General features: G+C 61.4%; 10 protein-coding genes. 2 read left to right on the top strand and 8 right to left on the bottom strand.

What is annotated here, in order from left to right:
- Positions 1–70: 70 nt before the first annotated feature.
- A complete protein-coding gene (locus tag F7R19_RS02825; RefSeq protein ID WP_061957847.1) occupies positions 71–1,333 on the bottom strand; it encodes an acyl-CoA dehydrogenase family protein in 1,263 nt (420 codons plus the stop codon).
- A gap of 254 nt (positions 1,334–1,587) precedes the next feature.
- Between F7R19_RS02825 and F7R19_RS02820 the strand changes: the two genes are divergently transcribed.
- A complete protein-coding gene (locus F7R19_RS02820; protein WP_061957848.1) occupies positions 1,588–2,529 on the top strand; it encodes a LysR family transcriptional regulator in 942 nt (313 codons plus the stop codon).
- 343 nt (positions 2,530–2,872) lie between these two features.
- Positions 2,873–4,726, top strand: a complete 1,854-nt coding sequence (ggt, locus tag F7R19_RS02815; RefSeq protein WP_150979488.1) for a gamma-glutamyltransferase — start codon at positions 2,873–2,875, stop codon at positions 4,724–4,726.
- Positions 4,727–4,911: 185 nt separating this feature from the next.
- Here the strand turns inward: ggt and F7R19_RS02810 are convergent, their stop codons facing one another.
- From F7R19_RS02810 to F7R19_RS02780, 7 genes are all read right to left on the bottom strand, one after another.
- A complete protein-coding gene (locus F7R19_RS02810) occupies positions 4,912–14,499 on the bottom strand; it encodes a two-partner secretion domain-containing protein (protein WP_150979313.1) in 9,588 nt (3,195 codons plus the stop codon).
- Positions 14,500–14,536: 37 nt separating this feature from the next.
- Entirely contained in the window at positions 14,537–16,249 is a 1,713-nt protein-coding gene (locus F7R19_RS02805; RefSeq protein WP_150979312.1) for a ShlB/FhaC/HecB family hemolysin secretion/activation protein, read from the bottom strand.
- 30 nt (positions 16,250–16,279) lie between these two features.
- Complete coding sequence (locus F7R19_RS02800; protein ID WP_061959092.1) at positions 16,280–17,239, bottom strand: fimbrial protein; 960 nt, start codon at positions 17,237–17,239, stop codon at positions 16,280–16,282.
- The gene (locus F7R19_RS02795) at positions 17,236–19,893 is read right to left on the bottom strand and encodes a fimbria/pilus outer membrane usher protein (RefSeq protein ID WP_061959091.1); all 2,658 of its coding nucleotides are present in this window, start codon (positions 19,891–19,893) and stop codon (positions 17,236–17,238) included. Before F7R19_RS02795 ends, F7R19_RS02800 begins: the two co-directional genes overlap by 4 nt.
- Position 19,894: 1 nt before the next feature.
- Positions 19,895–20,689 (bottom strand): fimbrial biogenesis chaperone, encoded by a 795-nt coding sequence (locus tag F7R19_RS02790; protein WP_150979311.1) that lies wholly within the window; start codon positions 20,687–20,689, stop codon positions 19,895–19,897.
- 116 nt (positions 20,690–20,805) lie between these two features.
- Positions 20,806–21,384, bottom strand: a complete 579-nt coding sequence (locus F7R19_RS02785; protein WP_061959089.1) for a fimbrial protein — start codon at positions 21,382–21,384, stop codon at positions 20,806–20,808.
- Positions 21,385–21,812: 428 nt separating this feature from the next.
- Positions 21,813–22,826 carry a Bug family tripartite tricarboxylate transporter substrate binding protein gene (locus F7R19_RS02780; protein ID WP_061959088.1) on the bottom strand — a complete coding sequence of 338 codons (1,014 nt, stop codon included), beginning with the start codon at positions 22,824–22,826 and terminating at the stop codon, positions 21,813–21,815.
- Positions 22,827–22,965 lie beyond the last annotated feature (139 nt).

Below are 22,965 nucleotides of genomic sequence, written 5' to 3'. Positions count from 1 at the left end.
GTCGGGCTTTCTGGTCTGATCTGCCGATTGCCGTGTCAGGCGCGCGCGATCGTTGCGCGCGCAGCCGTCATCACGATCCGCGCGTCACGGGCATCTCGACGCTGTCCGGATTCAGGCTCATGTGCTTGGCCAGTTCCAGCTTGGCGATCGCGTTGCGGTGCACCTCGTCGGGACCATCGGCCAGGCGCAGCGTGCGCTGATGCGCCCACCAGTTGGCCAGCGGGAAGTCGCTCGATACGCCGGCCGCGCCGTGCACCTGGATGGCCCAGTCGATCACCCGCAGTGCCACGTTGGGTGCGACGACCTTGATCATCGCAATCTCGGCCTTGGCGACCTTGTTGCCAACGGTGTCCATCATGTAGGCGGCCTTCAGCGTCAGCAGTCGCGCCATTTCGATATCGCAACGGGCTTCGGCGATGCGTTCCTGCGTCACGCCATGACGGGCGATCTGCTTGCCGAATGCCACACGTTCGAGGCTGCGCTTGCACATCAATTCCAGCGCGCGCTCGGCCACGCCGATACTGCGCATGCAGTGGTGAATGCGGCCCGGGCCCAGGCGGCCTTGGGCGATCTCGAAACCGCGGCCTTCACCCAGCAGGATGTTGGCGGCCGGGACGCGCACGTTCTTGAGTTCGATTTCCATGTGGCCGTGCGGCGCGTCGTCGTAGCCGAACACGGGCAGGAAGCGCTTGATCGTGATGCCCGGCGTATCGGCAGGCACAACGATCATCGACTGTTGCTCATGGCGGCCGGCGTCGGGATCGGTCTTGCCCATCACGATGTAAACCTTGCAGCGCGGATCGCCTGCGCCCGACGACCACCACTTGGTGCCGTTGATCACGTAGTGATCGCCATCGCGCTCGATACGGCAGGCGATGTTGGTGGCGTCCGACGACGCCACGGCCGGTTCCGTCATCAGGAAGGCCGAGCGGATCTCGCCGCGCAGCAGCGGTTCCAGCCATTGATCCTTCAGTTCCTCGGTGGCATAGCGCTCCAGCGTCTCCATATTGCCGGTATCGGGCGCCGCGCAGTTGAAGACTTCGGCCGACCAGGGCACCCGGCCCATGATTTCGCACATCGGCGCATATTCCAGGTTCGACAGGCCTTCGGGCGCGCGCTTGGAGCGGGGCAGGAACAGGTTCCACAGCCCGGCTTCGCGCGCCAGCGGCTTCAGTTCCTCGACGACCTTGGTGGGCACCCATGCGTTGCCGGCTTCGCGATTGGCCTGGACTTCGGCGTAGAAGCGCTTTTCATTGGGATAGATGTGCTGGTCGAAGAACGCCAGCAGCCTGGCCTGCATTTCCTTGACCTTCGGCGAGTACTCGAATTGCATGGGGTCTCCTCGGTTTCCCTTGTGGGCGGGGTAAGTCCGTCCTGGCACGCCTGTGCCGACTGCTGGCTACTCTAGCCCAACCCAGGCAATAAGAAAAATGAATTTTCTGGATTGGCCAGTATCAATATCCTGCATTTTCATGCCAGAATGCGCGGCAGCGGAGGGGCGCCAGGGCCGATCCGCGGATCGGCCCTGGCGTCATCCCCAAGATCGACGCCGTCGCGTGAAGTGAAACTATCGAGCAGGAACTTGCGATGCAGCTCAGCCGGATCGACCTCAACCTCTTCGTCGTGTTCGACGCCATCTACAGCGAGGGCAGTATCACCGCCGCGGCGCGACAACTCAACCTGACGCAGCCGGCCGTCAGCCACGCGCTGGGCCGCTTGCGCACGCTGTTCGACGATCCGCTGTTCGAGCGCCGGGGGCAGGGGATGGCACCCACGCCACTGGCGCGGTCGCTGGCCAGCGAAGTGCGCGGTGCGTTGCAATCGTTCGCGCGCACGCTGCAGGACACGCCGCACTTCGATCCTGCCAACACCACGCGGCGCTTCACGATCGGCATGCGCGATGCGCTGGAGTCCACGCTGCTGCCGCCGTTGATGGCACGTGTGACGGCCATGGCGCCGCACGTGGAGATCGCGGCGATCCGGTTTGATCGGCGGGAAATGGAGTCGGAACTTTTGGCGGGCACCATCGATGCCGCCATCGACATCCTGTTGCCGGTGTCACCGGCCATCCATCACAGCGCATTCATGTCGGATCCGATGGTGGTGCTGGCGCGGCGCGATCATCCGCTGGTCAAGAAGGAACTGACGCTCGAACGATATCTGTCGGCCGAGCACGTCCACGTGTCGTCGCGCCGCCGCGGCGCCGGCCTCGAGGATCAGGCGCTGCACCGTATGGGATTGACGCGCCGCGTGCGCCTGCGCTGCCAGCATTATGCGGCCGCCTGCCGCGTGGTCAGCTGTACCGATTTGCTGGCCACGCTGCCGCTGCGCTATGCGCGCATTGCCAATGAACCGTACGCCAACCGGCTGCTGTCGCTGCCATTCAAGGTGCCGTCGCTGGAACTGCATCTGTACTGGCATGCGGGCGGCGAGAACGATGGCGCTAACCGCTGGCTGCGCGAACAGTTGATGGCGGTGATGTCGTCGCTGGGCAATGGCATGTCGGACGTCGCGCAAGCGGAAACCTGAGCGACGCGCTGGAGCGCCGTGGTTGAACGGCTGTGGATTGCTCTGGAGGGCTTCGGTCCGACGCCGCTCACTGGCAATTTTCCAGCCATCCCCTACCGGCCACCCACTTGCCCGCCGCAATGCCGCCGATCGCCGGCCCTCGTCACGCGTCGTCTCCCTGAGCGATGCCGGTAACCACCGCCATGCGGAACATTTGCGATTCCGGATGCGCTGATCGTCGCTACAATCGCCACAGCTTCCCCCCAGGAGAGATGGCATGGCAGACGCAGTGGCAGTAATCCCGGCGGTGCGCCGGGCAGATTCCTTGTCGAACCCCGCGCAGACACCGCTTGTGTCCGCAACGATGCTGCACCGCGGCGTGCTGGCCGTGGCCGTGGTCTCGCTACTGGCGGCCTGCGGCACTACGGAAAAGGAGCCCAAGGCCGTGGCAGCGCCCGCCACCGCGGCAGCGCCCGCAACAGCAGCGATGCCGCCGGCTCCCGAGGTCTCGTCGGGATACAGGCCCGGCATGACCACCACGTTTGCCCAAAAACATATCGCCGCCGCGGCCAATCCGCTGGCCACCGAAGCTGGCCGCGAGATTCTGCGCGCCGGTGGATCGGCCATCGACGCGGCGATAGCCATGCAGGCGGTGCTGACGCTGGTGGAACCGCAGGCCACTGGCATCGGCGGCGGCGCGTTCATCATGTATTGGGACGGCAAGCGGGTGCAGGCCTATGACGGTCGAGAAACCGCGCCGGCCGGCGCTACCGAAAATCTCTTCATGCGTCCGGACGGCAAGCCGATGGAGTTTTCCGAAGCCCAGATCGGTGGGCGATCGGTCGGCGTGCCGGGGGTGCTGCGCGCTCTCGAAATGGCCCATCGGCAGCATGGGCGCCTGCCGTGGTCGCGGCTGTTTCAGCGGGCGATCGCGCTGGCCGAGGGAGGTTTCCCGATGTCGCAACGGCTTTACACCCAGGTGGCGGCGGACAAGTTCATGGCCGGCTCGCCCGAGATGAGCAGCTACTTCCTCGATGCTCAGGGTAAGGCCAAGCCGGTCGGCACGATCATCAAGAATCCTCAACTGGCGCAGACGCTTCGCGAAATCGCCAGGAAAGGGCCGGATGTGCTGTACAGCGGTCCGATTGCGCGGGACATTGCCGCGAAGGTGAATGCGCACAGCAATCCGGGCAGCCTCTCGACGGCCGACCTCCATGGTTACAAGGCCAAGGAGCGCGTGCCCGTGTGCACCGACTATAAGCAGTGGAAGGTGTGCGGTATGCCGCCGCCGTCATCGGGCGGCATCGCCATCGCGCAGATCCTGGGTACGCTTGAAGCGCTGGAGAAACGCGACCCACGCTATGCGCTGGCCAGCCTCAAGCCGAGGCAAGTCAATACGCCGGCGCTCATGGAAGCCGATCCGCTGGCGGTGCATGCGATTTCCGAGGCCGACCGCCTGGCCTATGCTGACCGCGGTCTCTACGTGGCGGATGCGGATTTCGTGCCCGTGGATGTCAGCGCGATGGTCAATCCGGCATACCTGAGCGAACGTGCCGCGCTCATCGGTGACAAGAGCATGGGCAAGGCCCAGCCTGGCACGCCGGCTGGCGTGAAGGTGGCGTTCGCGCCGGACCGCTCGCCGCCGCGTATTTCGACATCACAGATCGTTGCCGTGGACAACCGTGGCGGCGCGGTGTCGATGACCACCACGATCGAATCGTATTTCGGATCGCACATCATGGTGCGCGGCTTCATGCTCAACAACCAACTGACCGATTTCTCGTTCGCGCCAAGCGAGAACGGCAAGCCGGTGGCCAACCGCGTGCAGGCGGGCAAACGCCCGCGGTCGTCGATGGCACCGACGCTGGTGTTCGATCGTCAGAGCGGCAGGCTGGTGGCAGCAGTGGGTTCGCCGGGTGGCTCGCAGATCATCGAGTATGTTTCCAAGACACTGGTCGGCTTGCTGGACTGGGACATGGATGTGCAGCAGGCAGTCGGCATGGCGAATTTTGGTAGTCGCAACGGTCCCACCGAAGTGGAGAAGGGCCTTGTGACGCCTCAACTGGTTGAAGCGCTGAAGCAGCAAGGGCATCAGGTTGCGGAGATCGAGATGACCAGCGGCACGCAGGCCATCATGCGCAAGACCGGCCCTGACGGCAAGAGCGTGTGGGCAGGTGGCGCTGATCCGCGGCGCGAGGGGGTGGCGCTCGGTGAGTAGCACAGGGTGCGAATCCGGTCCTGAATTGTGATTCGCCCGACGAAACCGTTCGGCAATAAAAAACCCCACGCTTTCGCAAGCGTGGGGTGTCAAAAGGCAGTCGATCAACCTGACTCGAACTGCCTGCCAACTAGCATGCCGCGCTAGCTGGCTCTGGGGATCGTTGCGGCGTCCCGTGTTGCGGATTAGCGCGAATACCTCCGTGCCATGCCGCCGTCGTCGACCGGACTGGTGTCCTTGCCGGTCGGGAACTTCTCGGACGGTTTCGGCATGACCGGCACACCGGTGTTGGAACCCGGCGACAGCGTTGGCAGAGTTCTTTCGCCAATCGGCGTAACGTCCTTACCCGCGTTGCCGGTGTTCGGCTTCGGCATGATGGACGGCGCGGTTGACGAGCCAGGCGACAGCACTGGCAGATCCCGCACGCCAATCGTGTCATACGACTTGCCGTTGCCGCCCGGGGTCGGCTGTACCGGCTTATTCAGGCCCGAGGACGTGTCCACGGGCGCCCACTTCTTCGGCGCTGCCGGCGGCGTAACCGGCGGCGTCGGCAGCGGCTGGGCCGTGTCAGGTCTAACCGGCTTTACGATCTCCGACGTACCGTTGTGCGTCGGGGTAATCGTATGCTCCGGCGTGACGGATGTCCCCCGGTCGTTGGGCACCGGCTTGATCGGGGCCTCCGGCGTGAGGGGCCGCGGTTCTGGCGTTGGCTTATGGTCCGGCGTCACTGGATGGTCCGGCGTCACTGGATGATCCGGCGCCGGCGTATGGTCCGGCGTCACCGGATGATGCGGCGCATCGGGCGTATCGGGGCGGGTGTGCGGCGCATCCGGGGTGTCCGCCGGACGCCAGTTCGGGGTGTCCACGTCGGGCAGAGGCCGGTACGTACCACCATCGGGCGTATTCCCGTCCATGTCGTACTTGCCCTTTTTCGTCGCAGCATCCGCCAGGTCGCCGATACCAACCGTGAACGAGAAGCTGTTGCCAGCTATGACTTCGTCGCGGATAACTTCCGTTGCCTTGGACGCATCGCGGTTGAGGTCCCCATTGATCTGAGTGCCCTCGCTCATCTCGAAACCGGCGATGGTTGCATTGCGGTCGGTCTGCTTGTGCACTTCTTCCACGGTGCTGCCGTATCCGCTGATGGAGCCCACTGAAGTCATTCCGACGCCGCCGCCACCACCACCGTAACCGCCATCCTGTTCGATGGTGTCGGATACGGTTTTCGCGTTGATCTCGCCGCCGACATCGAGCTTGCCCTTGCCGCTTTCCGAGACCAATTTACCGCCGGCCAGGTTGACGTCACCGCCGACTGTGGCCTCGACACTGTCTTTGGCAACGATTCCCGCCTGCGCTGCCGATGTGCGCTCGTCCCGATACTCCGATCCGCCGCCGGCGCTTGCCCCTACCGTTGGCATGATGATGCCATTGGTCGTAACCGCCGCGCCGACGGAGAAGCTCCAATTCGCATTCGAGCGATCGTTGTCCACGGTGTCCTGCACGGTCTCGATATTGAGATCCCCGCCGACATTGAGCTTGGCGGTATTCGTGTTGACGGTGGTGCCAGCCAGCGTGGCATCGCCGCCGGTCTTCATCGAGAACTCCTTGGAGTCGATGGTCGACGTGGTGTTCTTCGTGCTGGACTCGCTGGACTGGTCGTGCGATCCACTGACGTCGATCGACACACCGACGCCGCACCCACCGATTGCCGAGCAGGAAGCGCCCTCGCTGATGCCGGCCTTGTACGAGTCCGTCGAGGTGTTGGTTTCCGACCAGGCCTTGGCGGTCTCGATAGAGATGTCGTTGCCGGCTTCCAGAGAAACGTTGTCAGCCTTCATCTTGACACCGGCCAGATCGATATCGTTCTTGGCCGTCATCGAGATGGACCCAGCGTCGAGGGTGTTGACGTTCTGGGAGCGCTCCTTCGTATTGCTATTGGTGGTCGACGTTTCGATGCCAAAACTGACCGAGGTGCCCGCCAGATCGTTGAAAACGAGATTGGAAACGTCGCCGGCAACCTGCATCGCGGTCATGCCACCATCGACGTTGCCGTCCATTCCACCATTAATGCCGAGATCGGTGTACTTGTTGAACGTATCGGCGATAGCGCTGTGACCTTCAACCTTGACGCCGATAAACGACTCGGTCTTCGAGTACGTGGAGTCCTTCTTGTCCTCGTACTTGGTGGTTTGAATCGTGTCAGCGGCAATCGACAGTGCACCAGGCGTTTTGATGTCGGCGCCGCCAAAATCGACCGTGCCGGCGCTCATGTCCAGTCCGCCACTGCCAAAGTTCAACTGCGCGTTCTTGTTGGTCAGCGATTGCTCAGTCGAAGTCTCCGTGATTTTGCTCAGGCCGAACTCCGCGCCTATTGTGTCGTTCATGTTCGCCTTGCCCGGACGGCGTGCGTCCGTGGCATTCGACGCCTGGTTGGTTTGCCGACTGGTCGGGTCATTGAGGCCAGCTTCCGCATAGCCGCCCGAAATCACACCCGCCCCAGCGCTGGCAGTATGACCCGCCATGGACACATGGCCGCCCAACGACAGCTCCTGGATGGAGATATGCTCGTAGCTATAGTCGTAGTCGGTACTGGTCTTGATATCGAGTTTATTGCCGGCCTCCATCTTGCCGCTCTCGCCCGAATATTTACCGCCTTCCAGGACGATGTCCTCGGCAGCCTTCATGCCCAAGCCTTCACCGGCCTTGATCGTGCTGCCAATACCGTCAGCACTTGACGACACGTTTTCCGTGATCTTGAAGTTCAGCCCACCGCCTTGGTAGCTGTGACTGAAATCCGCATCCATCTCGTGCATCTCGTTGGACTGGATAGAGCCGCTTGTCGCCTCGATGCCCACGTTTTTCTTGGCATCGATAGTGGCGCTGTTCAGCGTGACATCCTTCCCCTTGATCTGGATGTTGCCGCCGGCGTTGATGCTGTCGGCAAATTCATGGATCCGGTGCTTGCCGTCGGCGTCGTAGCCCACGCTGGCGCTGATGTCCACGGAGCCGTTGTCGGCCTTCATGAACACGTCCTGGCCCGCGCTGATGTAGGCGCCGTTGTTCTTGATCGAGCCGTTGATGGAATCCAGCGACACACTTCCGCCTGCAGAGATGCCACCGGTCATGCCCGCGCTGACATTGACCAGATCGTCCTTCGCGCGGATGATCACGTCGCCCCCAGCAACGATCGATCCGCTGGCATTGGTCATGCTGTCGGCGTCAATGACGATATGGTCGCCAGCGCTGACGACGGCCGCACCATTGGCTTCGCCATCACGGATCTGTGTCATGGTCGTCTTGGCGAGGTAGACGCGAGGCACCAGCACGGTCTCGCCGTCAACGCTCTCGTTCACGTACCAGATGATGTCCTGGTCGAGCGCCCCGATCTGTTCCTTGCTCAGCGCTTGGCCAACCACCAGACCGAGGTCGGAGTTGGCTGCGACTTCGCCTGCGTTGTCCATCAACATCTTGACCATGTCGGCGCCCTGCACGTTATCGCGCACAGCGAAGAACGTGCCGACGGCGTCGTTGATCTGACGGCGAATCAGCTCGTTGATGAAGTAATTGTCGCCAATTACATAGGCCGGGACGGTCGAGTCGTAGCCGATCTGGTCGAAGAAGTAGTCAGTGCCATAGAACTTGCTTTGGTCCATGAACTCCATGGCGGTCTCATACATTGGCACAACCTTCGGGCCCGTGCTCCTGGGGACCTCGTCGCCCTGCGCCAAGCCCAGCGTGTAACCGCGGGCACGTTCGCCGGTGGGGGTGTCGATGCCCTCCGTGGTAGGCGCGTCCACGTTGGCCTGGTTGGACTTTTCTTTTGTCTCGCCTTTCTTGCGCCAGTCGGAAGAGGTGTTGAACATGCCCTTCACGCTGATCAGGTCCTGAAGGGTGGGCAGCGTGCTGATGCCCATTTCCAGTTCCTCGAACTTCTTGATGTTGACGGATACGTCGTACGCCGGGGTCACGGCATCCACTTTCTGGTCGCCGATGTTGACCGTGATGGTCTTGTTCTCTTGCTTTACGCCGCCGATGCCGTTGGAGAAACTTCCACCTTCTTGAACGATGCTGCCGCCGGCAGAGATCGCGCCCTTTTCCTGAGGCAGGAAGTACTGCTTCATCTGCTTCAGTTCTGCGTTGTCGTTCTTTTTCAACTCCGCCCAACGCGCCTGCATATCGGCTTCTCCCATGGCTTTCCATGTGGGGCCGAAAAGCGTGGACATGATCAGGGTGATCTGGGCGCCGTCCATATCCTTTAGCGCCTTCTGCGGGTATCCTTGGTCGCGTCTTCCGTTAAGGTCGTCGCCGATGCTATAGGTGTAGGTGTTGCCTCCCATTGTTACGGTACGGCAACTCGAGGGACTTACGTCGCAAATATTGGCCTTGCCGTACAACCAATCGAACAAGTTGTAGAGATTGGGGATGTGAACGCTTTCGCTCCAGTAGGTCCACAGGTAAACGCCATCGCCGGGGAGCGGCTGGGTTACGTAGTCGAAGAGGTTGACGGATGAATATTTTGGCTGATTGGTGACGTCGCCGCGGATAAACATGTTCTTACCCGAAGCGATAATGCCACCTTCGTTCAACAGCGAAGGCTTGGGGTTTTCAAAACCCTCGCTCTTGTTGATAAACATGTTACCGCCAGCCGAAATTTCGGCCGTCTTGTCGAGCGCAATATCCGATGTGAAGGTGGGCAGTGCGATCCACAACTTATATTCCGTCGTCGAGGTAATATCGCGCCATTCCTTGTCGTACCCATACTCCTGGACATACGGGCCTGCGGTGACGTCGCCACCGGTATATGCGCTCCGGTTCTCAATACGTTTCGCATCGAGCGCCATATCGTTCTCGCTGCGGATCGTTCCGGCCTCGTTGATGATGGATTCCGTTGCCTTCAGGAACATATTGCCCTGGCTCAGGATATTGCCGTTGCGCTTGTTATAGATCGACCCATTGGTGGCGTCGAGCGACACCTCCTGCATACCCCAGATCAGGCTGTTGGCGTAGTTGTAGATGCTGTCGCCCGTCAGGTAAACGCCCCCGAGGCTAATCATCGCGCCGTTGTTGTAAATATTGCCATCCGATTTCAACGAGATGGAACCGTAGTTCTCAACCTTGTCTTCCACGAAGATGTTGCCGCTGCTATGCACATCCAGCGTACCGTTCGAAGTCATCGCGCCGGCATTTCCGTCATCGCCGCCGAATACCAGCGAATCCTGGGTCTTGAGCTTCAGGTTCCTACCGGCAACGATACTGCCTTCCTGGTTGAGGAACGCCTGGGTTTGGATGTTGGCGTCTCGATTGGCCTCCACATTGCCGTACTTGTTGTCGAAGGTGTTCGTGGTCACGTTCATGCTGTTGGCCGCAATCACGCCGCGATTGGTGAGGCGGCTCGCTTTGACCGTCAGTTGCCCATCGGTTGCAATCGCAGCACCGGTTCCATTCGACACGGAGTTCGCATCGATATTGATTTCGTTCGTTGCTGCGATCTGGCTATTGCCCTTGGTCGTCACCGTTTGAGCGTCGATGTTTACCGCGCCGTCCGAATAGATGTACGACACTGGCACGTCGCTCGCTGCGGTGCCTTCGGGCACCATGTCGCCAACGTTCGACACAGTGTCCGCAATGAGGTCGACGCTGTTTGCGCCGTAAAGCATCGATCCGTCGCTGTTGTCGATGCGAGTTGCCGCAGCTTGGACGCCGCTGTCATCCGCGAGTCCTTCTACCCGGAGTGCATCGCCACTTTGGATGTTGCTTTGTTCTGCGTTGCGCAGACGTTCGGTAGCGATGGTGAGGCGCTCGGCGGCCTGGATCAGCGACGTGCCTGTATTGATGACGTCCGCCGCCGCAATGTCAATCGTTCCATCGCCGAGGATGTTGCTATTGCCGGAATTGGTCAGGGATTGTGCTTCAATCGAAATTCCTGAAATACCCTGAATGGCAGCGCCACCATTGTTTGTAATGGTGTTCGCATTCAGCGCGGTCGTGTCGCCGGAGATCATGCCTTCTCCGGTGTTGTCGATGCTGTCAGCGGTAATGCCAAGGTCGGTTTTGGCGACCAGAGACGCGCCGCCGCCGTTCTTGACGGTCGCGGCGTCGATATCGAGTGAGCCACCTGCGCCGATGCTACCGCCGTCCGCGTTGTCAAGACTCCCACCAACGGCAATGCTTGAGTTGCCTGCGGCGTAAATTTTCGCGCTGGTATTTTCGAGGCGGTTCAATGCGGCGATATTGATGTCGCCGGCAGAGGTGGTGATCGTCGCTCCCGAGGCATTGGACAATACGTCCATGTCGCGAATATTGACCGACGCACCTTGAATCCACGCATCGTCATGGTTGACAAGCTTATTGGTGTCATGGATCGACAGCGCGCCGCCGGATATCAGCATACCGGCGTTGTCCAGCTCATCCGACGCCTGCAAGGTCACGTCGCCATTGGCCAAAACCATGCCGGTGTTGACCAGATTTTCTGTTGAGGCTGTGATCGCGCCGTTCGAGATAATGCCGCCTGCGTTCTCCAACTGGCCGGCGTCGATGGCGATGTCGCCTCCGCCGCCGATGTAGCCATCGTTCTCGAAGGTAGTTGCCTTCGCAACGATGGAGCCGCCCGAGTTAATCAGGCCGCTGTTGTTCAGCAACTGCGCGACATCGATTTCCAGCGTGCCGTCACCGGTGATCAGGGCGCCACCGGTGGACTGCATGTTGTCCGCGGTGATAACCATATTGCCGCTCGATGCGGAGACCTGAGCGTTCGAGACCGCCCGCGCACCTTGAATCGGCTCACCATCCTGGCCGTAGACCACGTAGTTGCCTTGGACCAGCCGGATCTCCGCGCCTTCGATCGGGTCGCCCAGCATGTTGACGGCAAAGAGCTCGCCTTCGATCGTGTAGTCGCCGACGTTGATCCGAATTGCCGGAATGGACGTGTTGGCCGCGCTATTCAATGCGAACATGTTGGCCGCATGCTGGAGCAGCGACGACGCATCGATAGTGATGACGCCAGATTGGCTCATTACATCGGCGTGCACGCCGATTTGCTCGAGTGCCTTCAGCGAAATGTCGCCTAGAGCGGCCAGCGCAACACCGTCGCTCTTTTCGCTGCCGGCGAGGTTGATGTTGCGCCCAGAGATGTTGATGTTGCTCTCGCCGAGGACGCCGGTATTCAGCTCCACGTTATCGGCGGCCTGCAGCGTGATGTTGCCGTGAGCAGCGAGGCCCGTGCCGTCGCTGTCGGCCGATTCCGTGATAGAAATGTTGCGCCCTGAAATGTCTAGCGCCCCGTTGTTGCTGACGATGTCGGCGCGCACGCCAACGTCCCCGGTAGCATTGATCGCGATGTCGCCCTGACCAATCAGCACCTTGCCCTTTGTGCGATCCGAGCCCGCCAGTTCAATGTTCCGCCCCGAGATGTCGATTCCACCGTTGTCGCTGTACACGCCGGTGTTGACCGTGACGTCGTCAGTCGCGCTCAAGGTGATATCGCCGGAGCCGAACACGCTGAAGTTGTTGCTCTTCTCCGTACCACTGATTGAGATGCTCTGTCCGGAAATGTCGATATTGCCGTCTTCGCTCTGCACACCTGCCTGAATATTCACGGCACCGGTCGAATCGATCTTGATGTCGCCCGCGCCGGCCACACCCAGCCCGTTGCTGAACTCGGATTCGGTGATGGCCACATCGCCGCCCGAAACTGCAATACCGCTGCCTTGGCTGATGACATCGCTATGGATGTTCATCTTGTCAAGCGCGTCGAGGGAGATGTCGCCTTGCGCCAGCATCGAAACGCCCGAGTTCTTCGAGCCGTTCAAAGTGACATTGCGACCGCTGACGTCGATGCCGCCGTTCGAGCTGTAAACGCCGGTGTCCACATTGATGGATTCCGAAGCAGTCAGGGCGATATTGTCACGGCCCCTGAGACCATAGCCGTCGCCATAGCTTTTATCGGATTCCGTAATGGCAATGTTTGCACCCGAGATATCGATGCCGCCCTGCACGCTGTTGATGTCTGCATGCACGGCGACATCGTTTTTAGCGTCGAGTGAGACGTCGCCCAGGCCCTGCAAGCCGTACCCCAGGCTGTAATCGGATTCGCCGACGGTGATGTTGTCGGCAGCCATAGAGATGGCGCCATCCGTGGTGAGGACACCGGTGGTCACGTCGATGGAGTCCGCCGCCGTCAGCGAGATGTCGTCCTTGCTGTACAGGCCGATCCCTTGACCCTTTTCGGAACTGCCGATCGTAATGTCGCGGCCGGAAACTGCGATCGAGCCTGCGTCGCTCGAGACCGTTGCGTGCATGTCGACCGCACCCGTTGCGTCGATCTTCACATCGCCGACGCTGGCCATGCCGATACCCGCGCCGAATGCCGATTCCGCAATGTTGACGTCTGTCGCGGTGATGCCGATGGCGCCGGCCTTGCTCAGGACGTCGCCTTGTACGTTCATCTTTTCCAGGGCATTGAGCGAGATGTCGCCTTTGCCGATCACGGCGGCGCCGTCGCTCTTTTCTGTTCCGGCGACGCTCACATTGCGACCGCTGATGCCAATGGCGCCGGCTTCGCTGAGGATGCCGGTGCGCACGTCGACGGTGTCGGCTGCCTGAAGCGTGACGTTGCCGTGCCCGGCCACGCCGGCGCCGCCGCCTTGCTGCGATTCAGTGACGACGATATTGCGGCCGGCAACAGAGACGTCGCCGCCAAACGCAACAACATCTGCCTGCAGGCCCACGGTTTCTTCACCGTGGATATTGATGCCACCCTGGCTGTACAGGCCCAGCCCGTTGCTGTTTTCCGAGCCGGTGACCGTCACATTGCGACCGTCGAGATCGATGTTGCCTTTGTTGCTCTGGGCCGCGCCGATCTGGAGGTCGCCAGCGGCGCTGATGCGAAGATCCTGTTCGCTGATGATATTGCCCTGGTGGCGTACGCCAGCGCCGCTATCCGTGGCGACCAGTTCGATGCGGCCGCCGTACATGGAGCCGAGCTGACTGCCGTCGATGGCGATGCCTTGATTGGTTGCACCAGCAACAGCTTGGTGCGTGCGGGTTTCCGGATTGAATTCGGTGGCGCCTGCGACCACCTTCACATCGGCGCTGCCGTTGACTTCACCGTTCAACTGAACGGTGCGGCTGACGATGTCGAAGTGGGTCAGGCCATCGGTCGACAGACCGGCACCGTCGATGCTGACATTGCCGCGATCCACGCCCAGCCGGACGCTGCCGTCCGCCTGTTCGAGCACGCGGCCGGTGCTCAGCGTCAGGCTGTTGGTGTTGACGGTGCTGACGCCGTTGACCGAAATGCCGTTCGGGTTGGCGATGATCACGTCGGCTTTGCGGCCGAACACTTCCATCGCGCCGTTCAGCGAGCTTCGGCCGTTGCCGGTGACTTCACCGATAATTGCGCGCGCTTCGTTGGACAGCCCCGCGTTCTTCATGGCCTGGCCGCCGATTGCGGAAATGCCGTCCTTCATGCTGTTGTTGAACACAACACCATTCGGTCCGACATTGAATTGCTGGAACTTGTTGTGCGAGATGCCGCGCGCATTGGGATCGACGATATTCACCAGCGGCGTGCCGTTGGCCGTCTGGTTCATCGATGGGCGACGCTCGGCGTTGGCATCCGGCGTGATCTGTGCCCCCGAAAGGATAGGCATCATGCCGATGATTGCAGCGCAAAGCGGCCGCAGGCTCGATGGACGCTGCGTGACAAGTGTTTCAGCGCTGCCGCCCCTGGCACGTATGCCGGCAATTCGTTTCTTTTGACTTGCTTTCATCATTTCTACCTGTTGCTATGAAATTGGCTTGATGGGCTGTTTAGAAGCGCGCTTCTAGCCGATAGTTGAGTGCCTTTGCCAGCGGTTGCGGCTGGGCGGGTGCAGCAATTGGCCACCCGTAGGTGAGAGAACTGCTGAAATACTTGCCACTGAATCTGAATCCGACGGCAGCGCCGATCACGTAATCGGTGCCTCCTTGGGGGCCGTTGGTCTTGACGAAACCAAGGTCGTAGCCGACAAACGGCGTGACGTTGATGCCGCCGATGATGTTGAACCTGAGCGGTACGCGCAGGGTGTTGGACAGGTAGGCCCCGCTGTCGCCGTAGAACGCCGTGTCCTTGAATCCGCGGACCGTGTATTCATCGCCAAGGCTGTATCTGGCGTCGGTGACGAGCGAGTCTTCCGAGTACTGGAAGCCAGAGCCCAGTTCGTACTCGAAGTCCATGCCGGCAAGCTGGAACGAGCGATTCCACGTCAGCATGCCGTTGACCTTGGTGTAGTTCATGTCGAACGCCGCGAGATCGGGATCGTCGCGCCATGCCGCGCCCATCCAGGGCACGCCAGCGCTGATGCTGAGATCGCCGTATGCCCAGCCGCCAAGTGCCTGCCCGACATGGCTTACGCCGATGCCGAATTCCGAGTATTTCTTCGTGGAGACGCTGACCGGCGTGTATTCGATGTCGTTGTAGCTATTGCGCGTGCCAAACTTGACGTAGGCGCTAGTCTTGCCGTCGGCATCGCGGTGCATGACGCGCGAGGCGCGGAAGTTGTAGCGGCTGGACGTACCGGTGCTCAAGTAGTCGCCAAATATGCCGCCGACGATGTTCTCGTAGTGGGACCCAGACCACGATGCGTCAAGCGTCCAATAGCCGAGCGGCATGCTGAAGCTGGCCGAGCCGATCTGTTGCAGATTACGGGTGTCGTTGTAGTCTTGCTGCGAGTAGTAGGCCGACAGGCTGTCGTTCAAGCCGAGGAGATTCGTTACCCCTACCGAGGCGAAATACTGGTTCCAGCCGTCGCTCTCGCGACCGTTGTTGTTGACGCCAACGCTGCCGCTGAACATCTTCTGCGTGGTGTTGGTGACATCGAGTATCGATGTGCCTTCGAGCTCGCCAGCGACGATCCGGATCTTGTCGTCGCCGCCACCGCGCACCAGGTTGTCGACGGCCTGATCGACATCCGACATGTTCAGCCGTTTGCCCGTCGAAAAGGGCATGGCGCTAAACAGTCTGGTTCGGTCCCGAAACCCGGGCTCCTTGCCGTTGACAGTCATGCCGCCGATCGTGCCCCATTTGACTTCCAACGTGAGTTCGCCGGCGTTCAGTTTCCCCGGCTGCACCACGACGACGGTGGTGACAAAGCCGTTCTCCGCGTAGTAGTTGGTAAGGTCGCGGACCAGCGCCATGATCTCGCTCGCGCCCATCAACGTATCGCGGCGCGCATCGAGGATCTCGGTGACTTTGGGCGAAGGATTGTCATCGCCAAGCAGGGTGATGCGGGAGATCATGAACTTCGCTTCGGCTGGCTTGGCCGCCTCGCCCGATGTTTCGTTCACCGGCGCGGCTTGCTGGCTGGCGCGTTCGCGTTCGCGTTCCCGTTCCACTTCCGACTGGATCGCCTGCTGGCGACGCATGTTATCGAGCTGATCGAGTTCCTGGCGTGCGTCACGTGCTGGCGTTGCCGCCAGGACGCCGCCGGAGACGGTGGTCGCCAATATGCCGGTGGCGATACCAATGATGAGTACTTGTTTCACGATGTATTCCTAATGGGAAGTGAACTGCGGCTACTGGACATCGAGCGTGAAGACCACAAATGCGTCGATATCGCCCGCGGTTACTGATTGCGTCCCCAGTCGATAAGCCCTGGCGTAGTACTTCAGGGTCTTGGCGCCGGTGACAGTCCCCAACGAATACTTTTTGGCGAGCTTCACGCCCGAAACTCCGCCTGAATCGAGAAGCTGAACGGCGATGTTCTTCGCGCTGCCGTCATTGGAGACCAGGCCGCTTACGGCGCTGCCGAACGGTGCGTCACCGTCGAAGGTGATGCTGACCGCGGAGGCGCTAGGGCAATTGAGCGAAAGGTCGAAAGAGACTTTGGGGCCGGTGGACTTGGTGTCGAACGCGGTGTCGGTGAAGCTGCCCACGTCGACGCGGGTGTCGGACGTGACCGCGCAGGTGTTTACCAACACGTTGATCGGCGCGCTGACGACTACCCGCATCGCGACGACCTGGCCGGCGCTCGAGTCGTCCGGCGCCAGCAGCGTCACGGTGCCGTATGTGCCGATGGGCAAGGTCGAGGCCCTGATTGGTCCGGTCTGAACCAGTTCGACGCGCACGGAATCCGCCGGGACCGAACAGCTGTTCGAACCCGAAGTACGGCAGCGCAGGGCGTTTGGCCACCATGTCGTGGAAGGCCAGCGCAGGCGGATGCCCAGGCCACTCACCGACGTGGTGTAGACGTTGTCCACGGCCGTCAGTGCCGCACCGGAGGCCATCGCCATGCGCAGTTCGGTGTTGGTGTTGTCGCCGCACGTGTAACTTAGAGCGGACAAGGGAATGTCGCGCGATGCGAGCACGGTGCCGGCTGTGCCTGCCGTCGCCGCCGTGATGCTGCTAAGGTTGATATCCGCTTTTAGCGGCTGCCCGCCGTTGGACGTGAGTTTGCAGGTCCCCGCGAATGCGACGGGGGCTGTCAACGCCCATGCCAGCAAGACGAGCCAGAGGCGCTTGGTAATGGATTTCATGATTCACCTACGGTAGGGGCGGGTGCGGAAGTGCTGGCTTTGGGCTCGCAGACAACTTCACGAACCTCAACGGGAGCCCGATTGGGTTTGGCCGCGTCCGCATCGGGAACAAAATGAACGACGCACTGATCCTGCGCGGTGTTGCCCCACTTCACTGTGATGTCGGTGGCTTCGGTCAGGCCGCTGACGATGAAGTTTCCGCCGCCGCCAACAGTGCCCGCGGTGGTGCCGTCCGGAAGGTTGATGCTGGAGCCGAACGGAACGGCCTTGCCGTCGGCGCGTCTGGCCCGCATGACAGCCGAAGTGGAACGTCGCGAGTCGAACACCAACTTCACCGCGGCGCCGGCAGTCGGCGCCGTGGTGATGCGCGAGTTGTCGACCTCGACACCCATGTCGGTGTCCTTGAGGTCCAGATCGATGTTGTTCCACTGGAACGGCGTGACGTAAGGCACGATAGCGATGCCGTCTTCGTCGATCGTGGTGAATTTGTTCGGCATCACGTGTGCGCCGGTGGCGCCCTCGGCCTGAACGATCGCAATCGTGTCGCCGAGTTCACTGACGAACTTCACGCCTGCGTCGTGGACCACGACACCGCCGGTGGCATTTACGCCGATCGTGTTGGTGTGCGTGCTGTTGCCGTACGAGACATTGCCCTTCACGGCGTCGCTGACGTATGACAGACCACCACCGAACGCCCGGCTGTGACCGCTTGTTGCACCTTCAGCCCAGGCGTCATAGCCCAGTCGACCGTCCTGGCCGATGTTGCCGGTTACGTTGGCGCGCAGATCGTCCGCGCCGTCGATACGCGATGCGCTCAGGCTCAGGTTGGCCGGATTCTCGACCGACTTGCCGAGCGGCAGCGAAACCGTCAGGAACATGCTGTTCTCTTCGCTGCCGGTGCCGTTCTGCACGCGACCGATACTGATGTTGTAGCGCGCCGGCCCGAGGCTGTTGGTATAGCCGGCCTGGAAGCTCAGCGTACGCCCGTTGTCTTCCCAGCGTCGCCCATACGAGCCAGTCAGGAAGAGGTTGCCCCAACGCGGACCGAGCGTTTGCGTAATGTTGACGTCGAAGCGGTCGCGCAGGCGCAGCGGCACTTGCTCCGTATTACCGAGTAGATACTCGCGCAGGTGCAGCGCATCGCTGAGCGAATAGAAGCCCGGGCTCGAGTAACGGTAGCCGACCAGGCTGAAGTACGTGCCCGTGCCTGCGACAAGCTTGCCCAGGTTTGCCCGGACGCTGTGGCCGGTGGCGCCGCACGTGTGTGCGAAGTCGACACAGAATGCGTACGACTGCGTCAGGTCGAGGCCCAGCGCGCCCAGCGGCGTATTGACGGCCAGGCCGGCCATCCCGGCCGCATAGTAGGTGGGAGCCGTGATCTGGACGCCGCCGTAGAGCGTGATGTCGTTGGTGAGACCATGCTGGACGGTGCCTTCCATGAGGATCGGCGCTTCCGAGAGGGCGTTATCGCGGATCTCGCCCCATGTGGCACTGAACTTGGTGTATCCCGGGCGCAGCAATTGCGCCAGGCTGCCGTAGGGCACGACAAACTTCTGTATGCTGCCATCGGCCTCGGTGACGGTGACTTCGAGGTCGCCGCCATATCCTGTTGCGTACAAATCGGAGAATGCGAATTCACCGGGAGGCACGTTCGACTCGAACACGACGTTCGAGCCCTGGCGTACCGTGACCACCGCATTGGTCCGCGCAACGCCCCGCACCGTCGGCGCGTAGCCGCGCTGCGATTCGGGCAACTGGCGATCATCGGTGGCAAGGCTGAAGCCGCGGATCGACGTGGTGTCGAACAGTGCACCGGTGGTGCTCCAATCGCCGATGGTGGCTTCTGCCTGCAGCGACGGCAGGGCGCGCTGCAGGTACGCTGCAGTGTGGTTCCAGCGCGTGGGCGTGCCTTCGTTCGAGGTCAACGTACCAAACGAGCGGAAGCGCCACGGGCCGAAGTTGAACGAGCTTTCCAGGCCGCCATACAGGTATTGGCCCGACGGCCCGATCGAATTGCGGGTGTTCGAGTAGCTCAGCGAGTAGCGGAACATTGCCGCCGTGACGCCGTTGTCCAGCAGGTCAGGCGGCACATAGCCACGTGCACTGTTGAGCAGGAAGGCCTGCGGGATGCTGACTGTGAGCTTCTGCTCGCCGCGGTCGTATTCGACGGTGCCGCCTTCGACTACCTGGTCGAGGAACACGCACTCATCGCCTTCGAGTACCTTCAGCTGTCTTGCGGGATCGATGCCGATGCGCGCAATGAATGTCTTGTCGAAGCACGGTTCGACGCGGCGAGTTGCCGGATTGCGAGAGTACGACAGCTTTTGCGTGCCAAAGAGCATACCGTTGACGTTGACTTCCGCGGGGTGGATGCCTTCCGTAATGGTTTCGTCACGCTCGAAGGGGGCAAGATCGATCGACTGGCTCATGCCACGAAGGAATGAGCGGTCGAATTCGACGTCGCCTTGATCGTCTTCATCCTCCACTGTGCGTGACAGCGATGAGTCGGGCGCCAGTTCGGCGGCGATCTCGGTGGCCGTTGCCGTGGTGAGGCAAGCGTCGGCAAACAGCGCGGCGGCAGCCAGCGCGATTGCGTGCAGGGTGTGGCGAGAAGTCGGACCGGAAACGGCCCGGCCCTTGGCAAGCTTGGACACCTTAGTCTCCCTGGCGCAGGTCTACCTGCTTGGGAACGAAGGTGCCGAGATCGGTGATGTAGTCGAACTTCAGCGTCAGCGGGCCACCGGCGGGCAAGTGGTCTGCAGAGAAACGGAATTGCTCGGTGCTCATCGGTGCGACCATGCCGCCAGCCAACTCCGCAGACTGGTCGCCGGATTTCAGGTGCATCTGGCCGAACGAAATATGGACCGGGCTGGGGTTGTCGCAGACCACGACGTACTCGTTGCCTTCCTTGCGCAGCTTCCACTTCAGTTCGTCGGAAGCGGCGATGACGTCAGCCTTGAACCCGCTTGGCCGATAGAACATCTTCAGCCGCGTACGCAAGGCAATGCTCAACTGGTTGTTGCTGGAGCCGGCGTCCTCGGCTTCGGCCTGAACCTTTTCCTTGGCTTTGGGCTTGGCCTTCGTTGGCACCTCGAGAACGTTGAGCCAGAAGACCGACTCGCGGTCCTTCGGAAGCGCCGCGGTTTCGGCGGTCTGGAAGATGCGGATGACTTGAGACTTTTCGCCGTTGATGCGGGCGACTGGCGGCGTAATGACGAACGGTGTTTCGTCCTCCCCGGCGAGGGGCAGACCGCCTTCGGTCGTCTTGCCAGTGTCCAGCCAGATTTGGGCGAGCAGAGGAGATTTGCCGGTATTGGAAATGCGGACGGTCTGTTCTTTCTTTGCGCCGTCGAAGATCACCCGGGTGCCCGCCACCTGGACGGAGGCGTAGGAAGGGGCGGCAGCGATGAACGTCATTGCCGAAATGACGATTGCGAGAGCTTTCTTCACGTTGATACCTTTTGCAGATCGACCGGTCTCCCGCCGCAGCACGCAGCGCAAACGGGGAGACAAGCCGTTAGGAATGGGGGCGCCGCCTCCGTGCGATGGGGCGGCCGGCGATCGATTTAGTTGTAAAGAATCGAATAGACGACGTCGGTGCTGACGCTACCTGCAGTGGTGGCGCCGCCGGTTGCCACGTACTGCGCCCAGAAATCGAACTTGGCGGTGTTGCCTGCGATCGTTGCGGACGATTTCGGCGTACCCGTGAACAGGTTGATCGTCTGCTTGCTGTTGTTCAGCAGGCCAACTTCAACGTTGGTTGCGCCGCCGGTGACAACGGTGTTCTTCAGGTTGCCGGTGGCCTCGTTGATGTTGGTGCTCTGGGCAGGCTCGAAGTAGACGGTTGCGACCTTGCCGTCGGTGCAATCGGCGCCGGACAGCTTGATCCAGAAAGGCGTGTCGCCGGCACGTGCGCCAGCGGTGTCGAGCGCGGTTGCGCTGACCGGCTGCAGGCCGACGGTGAAGTTGCCGTTCGAGTTGCCGGTGACGGTTGCGCCGCCACCTTCGATGATGCAGGTGGTGCTGCTGATGCTGCCGGTGAAGGTGATCTTGCCGTCTTCCGCGGCGGCGGTAGACATGGCGGTGCCCACTGCGCTCAGCAGCGCGGCGTATTGCAGAATTCGTTTGGTGGTTCGAATGTTCATGATCTTGGTAAAGGTTTCTGGCTTTCTCGGATGTCTGCTGGCTGGGCGTTTCGATCCAGGGGAGCAGGACTGCATTCTTGTCGTGCGCGAGAACGCCAGAAATCGCAGATCATCCAAATCACTCGGGGCGTGCAGCGATTGGGGACGTTTGAACGGGAATGCGACGGGATAGGTGCTGACTTTTCGGAGTTTTCTAGGTCAGACACGTCAGAGACCGACTAGAAGTCAGCGGGGAGATGCGCGATTGCGCCTGGCAATCGGATGGATGGGAGGGGCGCCGCGAAATGATTGGGTGCGCTCAAGCAACGCGCCGGCAGGCTATTCGTGCAGGGGGCAGGAGTTGTCGCGGCGCCTGTTGACGTCGGGTGTTGTAAAAATGAAAAACGGGCGCGAAGATCGCGCCCGTCGGGGTGACTGCGGGGGAAGCTTCAGGCGTCCAACTTGACGCCCGAGGCCTTGACTACCTGTGCCCAGCGCTTTTCTTCGGCGCTGAACCACTTGCCGGTGTCGGCCGGCGACATGGTCACGACTTCCGCGCCTTGTCCGGCCAGTTGCGCGCGGATTTCAGGCGTCCGAATGATCTTCACCAGTTCGGCATTGAGGCGCTGAACCAGCGCATCCGGCATGCCGGCGGGCGCCATCACGCCCTGCCACGTGCCCGATTCAAAGTTGGGCACGCCGCTTTCCGCGATGGTTGGCGTCTGGCTCACCAGTGCCATGCGCGTGCGCTTGGACACCGCCAGCAGCTTGAGCTTGCCCGATTGAACCTGCGGCAGCGTGGCCAGCATGCCGTTCATCAGCACCTGCGCGGTGCCGCCGACGGTGTCGGCAATGGCCTGCGCGCCGCCCTTGTACGGCACGTATTGCCACGCGGCCTGGGTGGCTTGCTGTACGGCCACGCCGGCCAGGTGCGGGGCGCTGCCGATGGCAGTCACGGCGAAGTTGAGCGTCTGCTTGTGCGACAGCGCAACCAGTTCCTTGAGGTTGCTGACCGGCACCGACGGATGCACCACCAGCAGGTGCGGCGAGTACGCCAGCATCGATACTGCTTTCAGATCTTTCTCAGGGTTGAAAGTGAGTTTGGTGTAGACGGACGGGCTGATCGCCAGCGCGCCGACGTCGCAAAGAAGCAACGTGTGGTTGTCCGTACCGGCTTGCGCGACCATCGCGGCGCCGATGTTGCCATTCGCGCCCGGACGGTTGTCGACCACGATCGGCTGGCCCAGCGCCTCACCCAGGGGTTTGCTGATCAGGCGCGCAATGATGTCGGACGAACCGCCGGCGGGGTAGGGCACCACCAGGCGGATCGGCTTGGTCGGCCATTTGTCCTGGGCCCACGCGGACGCCGGTGCCAGGATGCCCGCGGAACCCACGGTGCCTAGCGTGCCAAGCGCGGCCATGCCGGAAAGTTGCCCGAGAAATTGGCGGCGAGAAGAGGTCATGCTGTGTCTCCAGTCAACACTTATCATCAGTTGTCGTACAACATGACGGAAGTGTAGGCTTGAATTCGAGCACGGTCTATCAGGAAAACACGTAGAAACCTGCCGCAGAAGTCGCCCAAACGCGACGGCTCGTGAACGC

It is taken from the genome of Cupriavidus pauculus, from assembly GCF_008801835.1.
Taxonomy (GTDB): Bacteria; Pseudomonadota; Gammaproteobacteria; order Burkholderiales; family Burkholderiaceae; genus Cupriavidus; species Cupriavidus pauculus.
Note: the sequence above shows the minus strand (reverse complement) of the source record. Positions and strands in the feature narration are given on the sequence as shown.

Excerpts from the sequence above, each read along its gene's own strand:
- F7R19_RS02785 (WP_061959089.1), bottom strand. The coding sequence starts at position 21,384 with ATGAACATTCGAACCACCAAACGAATTCTGCAATACGCCGCGCTGCTG.
- F7R19_RS02780 (WP_061959088.1), bottom strand. The coding sequence starts at position 22,826 with ATGACCTCTTCTCGCCGCCAATTTCTCGGGCAACTTTCCGGCATGGCC.
- F7R19_RS02810 (WP_150979313.1), bottom strand. The coding sequence starts at position 14,499 with ATGATGAAAGCAAGTCAAAAGAAACGAATTGCCGGCATACGTGCCAGG.
- F7R19_RS02800 (WP_061959092.1), bottom strand. The coding sequence starts at position 17,239 with ATGAAATCCATTACCAAGCGCCTCTGGCTCGTCTTGCTGGCATGGGCG.
- F7R19_RS02825 (WP_061957847.1), bottom strand. The coding sequence starts at position 1,333 with ATGCAATTCGAGTACTCGCCGAAGGTCAAGGAAATGCAGGCCAGGCTG.
- ggt (WP_150979488.1), top strand. The coding sequence starts at position 2,873 with ATGCTGCACCGCGGCGTGCTGGCCGTGGCCGTGGTCTCGCTACTGGCG.
- F7R19_RS02820 (WP_061957848.1), top strand. The coding sequence starts at position 1,588 with ATGCAGCTCAGCCGGATCGACCTCAACCTCTTCGTCGTGTTCGACGCC.